Origin of the sequence: Microbacterium sp. SLBN-111, assembly GCF_049739645.1 — a bacterium.
Lineage (GTDB): Bacteria > Actinomycetota > Actinomycetes > Actinomycetales > Microbacteriaceae > Microbacterium.
Map to the genome: position 1 here is coordinate 502,726 of NZ_JBMGQH010000001.1, position 13,565 is coordinate 516,290.

At 70.7% G+C, this 13,565-nt stretch carries 9 protein-coding genes and 1 pseudogene; 7 read left to right on the forward strand and 3 right to left on the reverse strand.

All coding sequences use genetic code 11. The features are described 5' to 3' along the window. Positions 1-118: 118 nt before the first annotated feature. From RKD05_RS02335 to RKD05_RS02350, 4 genes are read left to right on the forward strand one after another with little or no spacing between them, the layout of a single operon-like run. Positions 119-1,141 (forward strand): zinc-dependent alcohol dehydrogenase, encoded by a 1,023-nt coding sequence (locus RKD05_RS02335; RefSeq protein ID WP_424707801.1) that lies wholly within the window; start codon positions 119-121, stop codon positions 1,139-1,141. Further along, the gene (locus RKD05_RS02340; protein ID WP_424707803.1) at positions 1,138-1,899 is read left to right on the forward strand and encodes an SDR family oxidoreductase; all 762 of its coding nucleotides are present in this window, start codon (positions 1,138-1,140) and stop codon (positions 1,897-1,899) included. Before RKD05_RS02335 ends, RKD05_RS02340 begins: the two co-directional genes overlap by 4 nt. Further along, on the forward strand, positions 1,896-2,522 hold the full coding sequence (locus tag RKD05_RS02345) for a bifunctional 4-hydroxy-2-oxoglutarate aldolase/2-dehydro-3-deoxy-phosphogluconate aldolase (protein ID WP_424707805.1): 627 nt from the start codon (positions 1,896-1,898) through the stop codon (positions 2,520-2,522). Before RKD05_RS02340 ends, RKD05_RS02345 begins: the two co-directional genes overlap by 4 nt. Beyond that, the gene (locus RKD05_RS02350; protein ID WP_424707806.1) at positions 2,519-3,469 is read left to right on the forward strand and encodes a sugar kinase; all 951 of its coding nucleotides are present in this window, start codon (positions 2,519-2,521) and stop codon (positions 3,467-3,469) included. The genes RKD05_RS02345 and RKD05_RS02350 overlap by 4 nt, the downstream gene beginning before the upstream one ends. A gap of 60 nt (positions 3,470-3,529) precedes the next feature. On the opposite strand, the gene RKD05_RS02355 is transcribed toward RKD05_RS02350, so the two are convergent. Beyond that, positions 3,530-6,709: an Ig-like domain-containing protein gene (locus tag RKD05_RS02355; RefSeq protein ID WP_424707807.1), complete on the reverse strand. Its 3,180-nt coding sequence runs from the start codon at positions 6,707-6,709 to the stop codon at positions 3,530-3,532. Positions 6,710-6,907: 198 nt separating this feature from the next. Between RKD05_RS02355 and RKD05_RS02360 the strand changes: the two genes are divergently transcribed. The 3 genes and pseudogenes from RKD05_RS02360 to RKD05_RS02370 all read left to right on the forward strand — a co-directional run bounded on the left by RKD05_RS02360 (position 6,908) and on the right by RKD05_RS02370 (position 10,467). After that, on the forward strand, positions 6,908-8,149 hold the full coding sequence (locus RKD05_RS02360) for an acyl-CoA dehydrogenase family protein (protein ID WP_424707808.1): 1,242 nt from the start codon (positions 6,908-6,910) through the stop codon (positions 8,147-8,149). Between the two features lie 90 nt (positions 8,150-8,239). After that, positions 8,240-9,419, forward strand: a pseudogene (locus RKD05_RS02365) (AI-2E family transporter). Between the two features lie 4 nt (positions 9,420-9,423). After that, positions 9,424-10,467 (forward strand): ATP-dependent DNA ligase, encoded by a 1,044-nt coding sequence (locus tag RKD05_RS02370; protein WP_424707809.1) that lies wholly within the window; start codon positions 9,424-9,426, stop codon positions 10,465-10,467. Between the two features lie 11 nt (positions 10,468-10,478). On the opposite strand, the gene ligD is transcribed toward RKD05_RS02370, so the two are convergent. Continuing rightward, positions 10,479-11,504, reverse strand: coding sequence for a non-homologous end-joining DNA ligase (gene ligD / locus RKD05_RS02375; RefSeq protein WP_424707810.1), 1,026 nt, complete (start codon positions 11,502-11,504; stop codon positions 10,479-10,481). Positions 11,505-11,723: 219 nt separating this feature from the next. After that, positions 11,724-13,475, reverse strand: coding sequence for an O-antigen ligase family protein (locus tag RKD05_RS02380; protein WP_424707812.1), 1,752 nt, complete (start codon positions 13,473-13,475; stop codon positions 11,724-11,726). Between the last annotated feature and the right edge of the window lie 90 nt (positions 13,476-13,565).

Consider the following 13,565-nt stretch of genomic DNA (forward strand, 5'->3'; position numbering starts at 1 on the left):
CGACTCACCGCGATGCGGCGCGCTCTCATTAGATCATACATGTGACCTATGAGGAAAACCCCCGTACAGTGAAGGAGCGGATGCCGATTCCATCCGCTCTCACTGGAGAGGACCCGCCGTGCGCGCACTTCACTACATCTCGGCTCGAACCGTCGACCCCGTAGACATTCCGCCGGAGGCACCTGTCCCGGGGCAGGTCCAGATCCGCGTGGCCTACACCGGCCTCTGCGGCACCGACCTGCACGTCTTCCACGGCGACATGGACGCCCGCGTCCAGCGACCGCTCGTCTTCGGCCACGAGATGAGCGGCGTCGTCACCGCCGTCGGCGACGGGGTGGACGAATGGATGCCAGGAGACCGCGTCACCGTGATGCCGCTGGACTGGGACGGCACGTGCCCCGCCTGCCGCGCGGGCAACGAGCACATCTGCCAGAACCTCGACTTCATCGGGATCGACTCCCCCGGCGCTCTGCAGGAGCTCTGGAACGTCCCGGCATCCACCGTCGTCCGCCTGCCCGACGACCTCGACCTGCGCGAGGGAGCGCTCGTGGAGCCGGTGGCCGTCGCCGTCCACGACGTGCGCCGCTCCGAGCTATCCGCGGGAGACACCGCGGTCGTCATCGGCGGCGGCCCCATCGGCGTGCTCATCGCGAGCGTCGCCCGGCACGCCGGAGCCGATGTCGTCGTCATCGAGCCGGATGCCGGGCGCCGAGGAACGATCGAGGACCTCGGGTTCCGCACGCTCGACCCCCGCGCGACCGACCAGGTCGCCTGGGTCGAGGAGTGGACCGGCGGGGCCGGCGCGGACGTGGTGTTCGAGGTGTCGGGTGCGGCCGCCGCCGTGCGGGGGATGACCGCGCTGGCGAAGGTCCGGGGCACGATCGTCGTGGTCGCCATCCACTCGCAGCCCCGCGAGATCGACCTGCAACGCGTGTTCTGGCGCGAGCTGCGCCTGCTCGGCGCGCGCGTCTACCAGCGCCGCGACTTCGAGACCGCCGTCGAGCTCCTGGCGGACGGCGCGATCCCCACCGACACGCTGATCACCGATGTGGTGCCGTTGGAGAAGACCGCCGACGCGTTCGCCGCGCTGGAAGCCGGTCAGGCACTGAAGCTGCTCGTCGCGGTGGGCGGCGACCGGTGAGCGCCGCCCTGTTCGACCTGACCGGTCGCACCGCCCTCGTCACCGGCGCGAGCCGCGGCATCGGCCTGGCCATGGCATCCGCGCTCGCGGAGGCGGGCGCCGACGTCATCGCCGTCAGCACGAAGGAGGCCGGAGAGGACAGCGCCGTCGCGACCGCGGTACGCGACCGCGGACGGACGTTCACGTCGTTCGCATGCGACTTCTCCGACCGGACCGCGGTGCTCGCGCTCATCGACGACCTGCGCGGTCGCCGGATCGACATCCTCGTCAACAACGCGGGCACGATCGAGCGCGCCCCCGCGGTCGAACATCCGACCGCTCTGTGGGAGCGCGTGATCGAGGTCGACCTCACGAGCCCGTTCCTGCTGACCCAGGCGGTCGCCGCGGGCATGCTCGAGCGCGGGTCCGGCAAGATCGTGTTCACGGCCTCCCTGCTGAGCTTCCAGGGCGGCATCAACGTCCCCGGCTACGCGGCGGCGAAGTCGGGTATCGCGGGACTCACCAAGGCCCTGTCCAACGAGTGGGCCGCGCGGGGCGTCAACGTCAACGCGATCGCCCCCGGCTACATCGCGACCGACAACACCGCTCCGCTGCGCGCGGATGCCGACCGTTCGCGCAGCATCCTGGAGCGGATTCCGGCGGGACGCTGGGGCGAGGGCTCGGATCTCGCCGGGGCCACGGTGTTCCTGGCATCCGCCGCCTCGGACTACGTGAACGGCATCGTGCTCCCCGTCGACGGCGGGTGGCTCGGCCGATGAGCGACTGGCTACGCGCGTTCCCCATCGTCCCGGTGATCGTGTGCGACCGTCCCGAGCTCGCGGTCGACCTCGCGCACGCCCTGCACGACGGCGGAGTCGACTGCGCCGAGATCACGCTGCGGACGCCGCGTGCGCTGGACGTGCTCGCCGCGATGACCGCGGCGGCTCCGCCGGGGTTCGCCGTGGGGGCCGGCACCGTGCTCGAGGTCGCGCAGGTCGACCGCGTCGCCGACGCCGGCGCGACGTTCGTCGTGAGCCCCGGATTCGACGACGACGTCGTCGACCACGCGCGGACGCGGGGACTCCACGTCCTGCCCGGTGTGGCGTCGGCGACCGAGGTGCAGCGCGCCCGACGCGCGGGCCTGTCCGCGGTGAAGCTCTTCCCGGCCGACCTCCTCGGGGGTCGGGCCGCCGTCGACGCCCTCGCGGCGGTGTTCGCCGGCACCGGCTTCGTGCCGAGCGGCGGCGTCGGACCGCACAACGCCGCCGACTACCTCGCGCACCCCGCGGTGCCGTCGGTGAGCGGCAGTTGGCTCGCCCCGCGCGCCGAGATCGCGGCAGGAGACCTGTCGCGCGTCGCCGAGCGGAGCCGAGCGGCGATGCAGCTGCGGGCGGCATCGTGAACGCCGCGGTCGTCACGTTCGGCGAGACCATGGCGCTGTTCCGCCCGGCCGACCCCGCCGAGGGCGAGAACGCCACCGACTACCGCCTGTCGTTCGGCGGCGCCGAGAGCAACGTGGCCGTGGGCGTCGCGCGGCTCGGCGGTCGCGCGGTGTGGATGGGACGCCTGGGTGACGACGTCGCGGGGCGGCGGATCCGCAGGGAACTGCGGGCCGAGGGCGTCGAGCTCCGCGTCACCGTCGACGCCGAGGCATCCACGGGCTCGATGATGAAGACCGAGATCGCTCCGGGGCGGGTCGGCGTGCAGTACTGGCGAGCGGGCAGTGCCGGCAGCCGACTGCACCCCGACGACCTCGACCTCGCGGCGCTCACCCCCGCGACGGTCCTGCATGTGACCGGGATCACCCCCGCGCTCTCGGCATCCGCGTCCGCCGCCGTCGACGCGGCGATGTCAACCGCGCGCGCGACCGGCGCCACGGTCTCGTTCGACGTCAACCATCGGCCTTCGCTGTGGCGTGAACGCGATGCGTCCGCGGTCTACCGGCGGCTCGCGGCGCAGTCCGACATGGTGTTCGCCGGCCGCGAGGAGGCGGCGCTCCTCGTCGGCGAGATGCCCGACGACGGGCTCGTGGATGCCATTGCGGCCCTGGGTCCGTCGACGGTGGCGCTCAAGCGCGGCGCGGAGGGGGCCACGGTCCTCGCCGAGGGACGGCTGCTGCACCGACCGGCGTGGCCCATCCACCCCGTCGACACGGTCGGCGCGGGAGACGCCTTCGTGGCGGGATACCTCGCGGAGAGCCTGCGCGGCGCCCCTCTCGAGGGCCGCATCGACACGGCGGTGGCGGCGGGCGCATTCGCGTGCCTCGGCCGCGGCGACTGGGAGAGCCTTCCGCACCGCCGCCAACTGGAGCTCCTCGCGGCGGGAGACGGCGACCCCGTCGTACGCTGACTCGCCGCCGGACACGACCGTGCCCCCTCGCTCCGCGGAACGAGGGGGCACGGTCGTTCGTCAGTTCAGCGTGAACACCGTCGTCTGGCTGTTGCCGGCGACGTCGAACACGACGAGCGTGTTCTCTCCGCGGACCGCGCCGAAGACGCCGGGTGCCACGAAGTTCACGTCGGACCAGGGCGCGTTCGCCAGATCCTTCACGACGCCGTTGAGTTCGACCCGGTCGATGCGGCCGGCGTCGTAGAGCTTGAAGCTCACCCGGTCGTACGACTCCCCGGTGGCGACGGTGAAGTTCTTGCCGTCCTTCACGGTTACCGTGGGCGCGGTCGCGTCGATCGTGAACGCGAACGTTCCCGTCGCCGAGACGTTGCCCGCACGATCGTGCGCGTTGTACTTCAGCTCGTACTGCCCGTCCGGCAGCGACACCGACGCCGTGTGCGTCGCCGTACGCGCGCCGTCGACCGCCGTCTGCGTGCTCTGCACGAGCGTGCCGCCCTGGTAGACGTTGGCCACGATCTGGGACAGACCGCGGTCGTCGGTCGCGTCGACCCGGAGGTCGAGCGTGCGGGACGGACCCGCCGCGGTCGGCGCGACGAGGGTCGCCGTGGGCTTCACGTCGTCGCGGTCGATCCGCAGGTCGCTGAACACGTTGAGAGCCGAGCGGCCCGCATCGTGCGACGACGAGAAGATCCCGGCGTCCTGGACCGCGGCTGCCCCCGTCAAGGTGACCGTCGAGCCGATCTGCGCGTAATTGGTCCCGTCGAACGAGTACCAGGCACTCACCCGGTCACCGCTGCGGTCGAGCTTCACCCACACCGGGCGGAACGTGTTCACGTTCGCCGCGGCCGAGCTCTCGACGAAGCCGTCGCCGCTGGCATCCCAGTGGAAGACGACGCCGTTGCGCGGAGTCACGGCCACGAGCGCGTACCCGGCGGACGCCCCCGGCTGATCGATGTCGTTGCGGATCATCACGCCCGACTTCGCCCAGGCGTTCGCGTCGCCGACGGTGTCGACGCGCGCGGAGACGCTGGACGCCGCGTTCACCGCGTCCTTCTGGAAGATGGAGCCGTACGCGTCGTCGCGCTGACCGCCGCCGCCCCACACGTCCGCGCCCTGCGCGCGGATGGCGAAGTGGCCGTCCGACTGGGCGAAGTGCGAGCTGCTCGCCGACGCCGCCGTGGTCGTGAACGGCGCACCCACCTGCTCGCCCGTGTCACCGCACGCGGCGTCCTCGGTGAACAAGGTGGCATTCAGTGCGGTCCGCCGCTCGGGAGCGACCCCGGCCTGGCAGATGACCTGGCGCGCGGCATCCGGCCAGTTCAGTCCCGACACCTGCACGTTGTCGACGAGCCGGTTGCGGTTGGCCTCGAGGTTCGGCGTCTGGGTGCCGCCGGAGTTGTACCAGTTCTGCGTGATGAGGTTGTCGCTCGTGTTCGTGGCGTTATAGGCGTTGGTGAACACCCACGGGTTCGTGCCCTGGAGCACGTTCTGCCGGTAGATCGTCGAGCGCGTGCCCTCGTCGAGGTAGAGCCCGACGCCGGAGACGTTGTAGAGGTAGTTCCGCTCCGTCACCGATCCGGGGCTGGCCGACAGGTTGTAGATCGACCCGCCGTCGGCGAACTGCGACTTCGTGTTGTGCACGAGGTTGCCGGCGACGAGGTTGTCCTTCAGCGTCGTGGGCGTCTCATAGCGCGTGTTCCAGTTGTAGTACCCGCGCTTGGTGTACTCCCCCGATCCGCCGGCGTCGTTCATGCCCCAGCCGTAACCGGTGTCGATGCCGTCGTACGCGACGTTGGCGACCTCGTTGTTCTGGATGCGCGCGTTGGTCACGTACGTGCTGAGGATGCCGGAGTTGTCCTTGTACTCCACGGCCGCGCGCGTCACGGTGTTCTGCTCGACCGTGATGTCGCGGTTGATCATCCGCGCGTCGTCGGGGTGGTGCGCCTCGGGACGGTTTCCGCCCACGAACACGCCGTGACCGCCCACCTCGGTGAAGCGGTTGCCGATGACCTGGATGTTCTGCGCACCGAGACCCACGCCGCTCAGCGCGGCGTTGGTGTCGTTGCCGATACCGAGCGCCGACGACCCGAGCCCGACGAACAGGTTGTCCTCGAACCGGACACCGGATGCCGCGGACACCTGCACCGCAGCCGGTTGCTGGTACCACCCGGTCCGTGCGCGTTCGAACTGCTCGCATCCGCGCGAGCAGCTGGTGAACGCGTCGGCCGGTCGGTAGTCGTAGTGGCCCTTGATGTAGGAGCCGTTCTGCTGCGTCGCGTACCCGTCGGTGCTCGGTCCGAGCCACGACGTGCCCGTGAACGTGATGCCCTGGAACGCGAGGTTCTTCAGGGGCTGGTCGTACGTGCCGCCAATGCTCAGGAGCACCTCGACCCGCGGCAGTTCGATGTCGAGGGTGTTGGGGTCCACCCCGGCGCCCGGCTTGTAGTAGAGCTTCCCGCCATCGGGGTCGATGTACCACTCGTTCATCTGGTCGATGAACGCCAGGGAGTTCGAGAGCCAGTAGGTGGAGCCGCCCAGGAGGGCGAACTGCGGGGTGTCCCATCCCCAGGTGTTGTTCTCCCACGCCGGCTGGACCATCGTCAGCTTCGAGTTCGCGATGCTTGCCACCGGCGAATACCGGTAGGTGAAGTCGCCCTTCGCCTCGAACTCGATTCGGTCGGGCTGCGGGACGTCGTTCAGGAACGCGAGGTCGGGGTTCTTCAGCGTGATCCCGGACTCGTCGAGCGCGAGATCGGCGCCGGCGACCTGGCGCTGCGCGCGCTGGGCGTAGACGCCGTTGACGTAGAGCTGGCGGGTGTCGACACCTTGCGGAGTGTCGGCCACCCAGATGCCGGCGTCGCCGTCGTGCACGCGCCAGCCCGACACCCGGTCGGCGCCCGAGATCACGGGGTGGGCGCCGGCGGCGGCGGTCCACCGCACGGAACCGCCGTCGCCGCCGGCGTCTTCGGGGCGGAACTGCAGCGGCTCGTCGATCCGGTACTCCCCGTCGGCGAGCTCGACGACGACGTCGGAACGGCCGTCGGCGACGAGGTCGCGAACACGGTCCTTCGCCGTCGGCAGGTCGCAGGGCTTGCCTGGCGAGCAGACGGAACCCGAGCCGTCCGGCGAGACGTGGAGAGTTCGAGATTGAGCGGCGACGGCGGGACTGGCGAGGGCGAGGGAGGCCGCGAGGGCTCCGATCACCGCCAGTGCGCCGCCACGGAGGTGGCTTGTCTTCACGGGGGGGTCCTGTCGAGGAAGGGGATGTCCCGGACGCGCGACTCGCGGTTTCGATCACGGCCTTGTGAACGGGGTGTGCGGCTGCACGCTAAACATCATATGAATGACGTATGAGAATGCAAGAGCTTGTCTGAACGCGCTCTCCCCGCGCGTACGCGGCGCGTGACACTCAGTACCACCATGAGCGATACTGAGTTCATGAGCACCGACGCCCAGACCCGCGCGCTCCCCGGCGAGCGCATCGCCTCGTACGACCTCCTCGGCCGCCGCGACACCGACTACTACGCCGTGTTCGCCGACATCCCCGACGCCGACCGCGACGCGTGGGATCGCGCCAAGACCTTCGTCGACGAGGTCGGGACCCGCATGCAGGGCGAATGGGATGCCGCGACCTACCCGGTCGAGCTGCTCCGGCGCATGGGCGAGCTCGAGCTGTTCACCGACGGCATCGAGCACCCCGAGCTCCCGGCATCCACTCCCCTGGCGGCGGGCCTGGTGAACATGGAGGTCTCGCGGGGTGATGGCTCGCTCGCGACGGCCCTCGCCGTGCAGGGTGGCCTGGCGCTCCGCACGCTCGCGCTGTTCGGCTCCCCCGAGCAGCAGGCCCGGTGGCTGAAACCCCTCGCCGAGGGCACGGTGCTCGGCGCCTTCGCACTCACCGAGCCGGATCACGGCTCCGACTCCGTCTCGCTCGAGACCACCGCGACCCGCACCGATGATGGCTGGTCGCTCTCGGGCACCAAGAAGTGGATCGGCAACGGCGCCTCCGGCGGCATCACGTTCGTCTGGGCGCGAGTGGATGCCGAGGGCGACGCCGACCACGATCAGGTCCGCTGCTTCCTCGTCGAGCAGGACACCCCGGGCTACACGGGCACCGTCATCACCGGCAAGGTGTCGCTGCGTGGCATCCACCAGGCCCACATCGCGCTCGACGACGTGCGTCTTCCCGCGGATGCCGTACTCCCGGGCACCCACACCTTCAAGGACGCGTCGACCGTGCTCTTCGCCACGCGTTCGGGCGTCGCGTGGTCGGCGCTGGGCCACGCGACCGCCTGCTACGAGGCCGCGCGGACATATGCCACCGAGCGCATGCAGTTCGGCAAGCCCCTCGCGAAGTTCCAGATGGTGCAGGAACGCCTCACGCAGATGCTCGACGAACTCACCGCCATGCAGCTCTTCTGCCGTCGGCTCGCCGACCTCGAGACCTCCGGCGGGCTGCGTCCCACCCAGGCCTCGCTCGCGAAGTACCACAACACCCGCGCCGCCCGCCGGATCGCGGCGATCGCGCGCGACCTCCTGGGTGGCAACGGCATCCTGCTCGAGAACGGCGTCATGCAGCACATGGCCGACATCGAAGCGATCCACACGTACGAGGGCACCGAGAGCGTGCAGGCGCTGCTGCTCGGCCGCGACATCACCGGGATGAGCGCCTTCGTCTGATCCCGGATGCCACGCCCCCGGCGCGTAACCACCGCCGGGGTCGTGCGCAACCGGCGGCTCCATGTCGGCGGTGTTCGCTACCTTCTGACCATGGGTCTGTTCTCTCGCCATCCCGCCGCTCGTGACGTCGCGACCACCGTCGCCCAGGCGGTGCAGACGCCACCCCGCAGCCTCTGGGCCGACGGGTTCGGCCGCCTGGCCGTGCGTGCCGTGCAGATCATCGTCGTCGTGCTGCTGGCCGCCGGGCTGATCTGGGGCATCCAGCAGCTGACGCTCGTCATCATCCCGCTGATCCTCGCGCTGATCTTCGCCTCGGCGTTCGGGCCGGTGACCATGTGGCTGCGCCGCAAGGGCGTCCCCGCGGTGATCGCCACCCTGCTGACGCTCCTCGCGGTGGTCGTCGTCCTCGGGCTCCTCGGGTGGCTCGTGGTGAGCGCCGTCATCGACCAGTGGCCCAAGCTCAGTACGCAGGCGACGCAGGGCTTCCAGCAGGCCCAGGATTGGTACCACACGCTGCCGTTCGCCATCTCGCAGGAGCAGGTCGACCAGGCGGTCAAGGCGATCGGCGACTTCGTCACGAGCGCCCAGTTCGGCAACGGTGCCCTCGCGGGTGTCAGCGCGGTCGCGTCGTTCGTGACCGGTTTGGTGCTGATGGTCGTCATCCTGTTCTTCTTCCTCAAGGACGGCCCGCGCATGTGGGAGTTCGTCCTCCGCCCCTTCCACGGTTCGGACTACGACCGCGCGCGCCGTATCGGCGACAAGACGGTCACCGTCCTCGGGTCGTACATGCGCGGTACGGCCTCCGTCGCCGCCGTCGACGCGATCGGTATCGGTATCGGGCTGCTCATTCTTCAGGTCCCGCTCGCGCTGCCCCTCGCGGTGCTCGTGTTCCTGCTCGCGTTCATCCCCATCGTCGGGGCCGTGACCGCCGGCATCCTCGCCGCCCTCGTCGCCCTCGTGACGAACGGGTGGGTCGTCGCGCTGATCGTCGTCGGCATCGTCGTGCTCGTGAACCAGCTCGAGGGCAATTTCCTGCAGCCGGTGCTCATGGGCCGCTCGATGAAGCTGCACTCCTTCGTGGTGCTCGTCGTCCTGGCCGGTGGAACCGCGATCGGCGGCATCCTCGGGACCCCTCCTCGCCGTGCCGCTCACCGCCGTCGCGTGGGGCATCATCACCGTCTGGAACGGTGATGACCAGCCCGCCGAGTGGGCAAGGCGCAAGAGGCGCCGCAACCCCGTGCCGCTGGCCGGGGACGAGAGCGAGGGCTGAGGCCATGCCGTACGACATCCCCGCGCCGATGCTCGCGAAGGCCGTGCCCGACGTGCCCGAACCGGGCAAGGTCGCCGGCGGACTGTCGTACGAGCCGAAGTGGGACGGGTTCCGCGCGCTCGTGTCGTGGGACGGCACCGACGTCGAGATCGGCAGCCGCGGCGCGAAGCCGCTGACCCGCTACTTCCCCGAGCTCGTCGAGGCGTTCGCCCGGCTCCTGCCGGAGCCGTGCCTCATCGACGGCGAGGTGGTCGTGGCCCGCGGCGAGTCCGGCGCGCAGCGCCTCGACTGGGAGGCGCTCTCGCAGCGCATCCACCCCGCCGCCTCGCGCGTGAAGCTGCTGTCGGAGGAGACTCCGGCGATGTTCATCGCGTTCGACCTCCTCGCCCGCGGCGACCGCGACCTGGCCCCTGAGCCGTTCGCCGAGCGCCGGGCGCAGCTCGTCGACCTCCTCGGATCCGTGCCGCACCCCGTGCACGTGACCCGCACCACCGACGATCCCGACCTCGCGCGCCGCTGGCTCGCCGAGTTCGAGGGCGCCGGACTCGACGGCGTCGTCGCGAAGCCACTCGCGCAGCCGTACGCACCGAACAAGCGCACGATGTTCAAGATCAAGCACGCCCGCACGGCCGACGTCGTCGCGCTGGGATACCGGATCCACAAGTCGGGTCAGGGCGTCGGGTCGCTGCTCGTCGGGCTGTTCGACGGAGCCGGGCGTCTGCACGGTGTGGGCGGCGTCTCCGCGTGGACCGACAAGCGCCGCCTCGAACTCATCGACGAGCTCGCGCCGCTCGTCGAGCGGGATGCCGAGGGCGAAGCGGTCGTCGGCGAGACCGATCGCTCGAGGTTCTCGGCATCCAAGGATGTGTCGTTCGTCCGGCTCCGCCCCGAACGCGTGCTCGAGGTGCGCTACGACCAGCTCGAGGGCATGCGCTTCCGCCACACGGTGCAGTTCGAACGCTGGCGTCCCGACCGCGACGCGACCTCGTGCACCTTCGAACAGCTCGAGACCGTCGGGGCGTACGACCTGGGCGACGTCCTGGACTGACGCCGACGCGGCTACTCCGCCGGGTTCTTCGCGCGCGACGGCTGCACGCGCGGCGGCTCCCCCGGCATCTTGGGGAACTCCGGCGGGAACGGCAGCTCGCCGAGCCCCGCGTCGAGGTCGCGCTGCCACCATTCGAGCAACGTGTCGATGCGGCCGGGTGCGGCGCCGAAGTCCGCCCACGGATCGCCGACGGATGCCAACCTCTCGGGCACCGAGCGGACCGTCAAGGCCGTGGGATCCACGGCATCCAGTTCGTCCCAGGTCACCGGTGTCGACACCGTCGCGGCGGGGAGCGCTCGCGGTGAGTACGCCCCGGCCATCGTCCGGTCGCGGTTGGCCTGGTTGAAGTCGACGAAGATCCGCTCGCCGCGCTCCTCCTTCCACCAGTGGGTGGTGACGGCATCCGGCATCCGTCGTTCCAGCTCGCGCGCCGCGGCGATCACCGCGTGCCGGACATCGAGGAACTCGTGCGTCGGCTCGATGGGGCAGAAGACGTGCAGACCACGGTTGCCGCTCGTCTTGGCCCACGCTTCGAGACCGGCCTCGCGCAGCACCTTGCGAAGCTCGTGCGCGGCGACGACCGCCTCGGCGAACCCGGTGCCGGGCTGCGGGTCGAGGTCGATCCGCAGCTCGACGGGATGGTCGGGGTCGCTCGCGAGCGAGGCCCACGGGTGGAACACGATCGTGTTCATCTGCGCCGCCCAGACCGCCGAGCCGATCTCCGTCAGGACGAGCTGTGGATGCCGCCGCCCGCTGTTGTACGTCACGGTCACGGCTTCGACGAACGACGGCGACCCCTTCGGCGGGTTCTTCGAGAAGAAGCTCTCTCCGCCCACGCCGTCCGGGAAGCGCTCGAGTGAGACCGGGCGGTTGCCGTTGGCCGCGAGGAACGGCTCGGCGACGGCGATGAGGTACTCCGCGAGCTCGCGCTTCGTGATGCCCATCTCGGGCCACAGCACGCGGTCGGGGTTGGAGACGCCGATCTCGCGATCGCCGTCGGGCCCGGGAACGGTGAGCGTGATACGCGGGGATGCCATGCCCCGACGCTAACGGTCGGGGCGGGCCATGTCTGCCCCGTTGCCCGCCCCTGAGGTCTCGCCTTGCTGCGTGAGGCGCCAACATCTGTCGCCTCCGGGCGCGGCGAGGCGACAAATCATGGCACCTCACGCACTGTCCAGCACGCCGGGACGCCGTGTCCAGCCCGCCCCTCGGGAGGCCCATCCCCGCTTGAGCACGCGGTTCCGGACACGGACACCTCACGGACAGGAACCCGCAGGAAGTCGACGGCATGCCTCCGCCAAAGCGTGCCGGGACTCTTCGCGGTCAGGCTGAAGCTGCAACACACGCTCGAAGGCATCCCGCGCTGAGGCGTAGTCGCCGACGGCCAGCTCGGCGAGTCCCTCTTCGTGGGCGATACGGGGGTTCGCGGGCGACAACGCGCGAGCGGCACGCAGATGCGCCCCCGCCGCGGCGAGTTCGCCGCGTTGCAGAGCCACCATCCCGGCTGCCTCCTGCGCCGCAGCCGAGGACGGAAGTCGCGACGCGGCCTCCGTGCTCCATCGGCTTGCGCTGTCGCTCGCCCCGACCATCCCCTGCTCGAGCGCACCGCCCGTGATCTGCGCCGCGACGAGCGGAATGTCGACGTCCCACGGGCGTAAGGACGTGGCCGACGAGAAGGCGGAGTCCGCCGCGACCGCGTCGCCCCGGACAGCCGCGGAAACGCCCCTCAACACGAACGCGTCGCCCACCGTCCATGCCAGCAACGCGACCATCCACGCAGCGACCGCGACGGTACCCAGCGTGCGTAGGGTCGGCCACTCGCGCGACCACGGTTCCTGAGCGACGAGCACGCCGAGTGCGACAGCCAGGGGCAGGAGCGTCTTCGGCGAGGTCGGGCTCGCGAGGAGACCGATCGATGCGCCCGCAAGGACGGTCATCGCTCCGATCAGGGCATCACGTCGCGCGCCCCTCGCTCGGCGAACGGCGCGGACACCGCTGACGGACACGAGCGCCGCAACCACGAGGACGAGCACGACACCCGGGATGCCGGCGACCACCGCCGCCTGAACGAGCAGATCATGCGGGGAGTCGAGCACGTGATCGGGGGTGACATTGGAGTACCACGCGTCATCGAAGTGCGAGGTGATGGCATCCATGTATCCGTTCAGTCCCACCCCCGTCCACGGGTGGGCCCACGCCAGATCGAGCGCATCGCGCCAGATCACGAGCCGGTCGCCGATCGTCTTTCGGGCGAACCCGTCGGCGCCCAGGAGCCGGTCGCGGGTGAACGGCACCGCCAGGGTGAACCCGACGAGCGCGGTCAGGCCCACGGCGGTCCACCCGATCGACACCGCGCGGCGCCGCGCGCCCCACACGGCGCGCACCGCCAGCACGAGCGCCACGACCGCGAGCCCGAGGAGCGCGGCGCGCGACGCCGACGTCACGACCGCGATGACACCGGCACCCCCGCCGACGACCGCCCACCACGCCACGCGTCGAGTGCGCATCCACACGCCGAGAGCGACATGGAACAACCACGCGGCGAAGACGACACCCAGGAGGCCTTGGTCGGTGGCATTGCCGGCGAGGGATCCGGGCCGTTCGAGGTCGGTCTCGATCGGCCTGAGCCCGACCGCCTCGAGTATGGCGACGAGGGCGAGGGCGCAGGATGCCACGGTCATCGCCCGGACGATTGCGCGATGAGCGGACGTCGCCGCGCGAGGGCCCGCGAGTCGCGCACCGCACGAGACGGCCGCGAGCAGAACCGCCAGCTCGACGAAGCCCTCGTACCGAGGTGCGCGACCGAAGAACTGAGCGAGGGGCGCTTCCCCCAGCAGCGCCCGGAGCGTGAGCGCGAGGGCCACAGCCGCAGCGAGCGCGGCCCACCACACGGGCACCCGTCCGGTGGGCCGGGCCCACACCGCGAGCCCCACCGCGACGACAGCCGCGATCAGCGTCGGCCAGCCCCAGCGATGGTAGACACCGGGAAGGACGAGGACCGGCGCCACCCACAGCAGAGTGAGCGCCGCCGCACCCGCTCGATCGAGCGCCGCGACCGGCCCTCGGGCAGGAGCGACCGGACGCGGCGCTCGATCGGG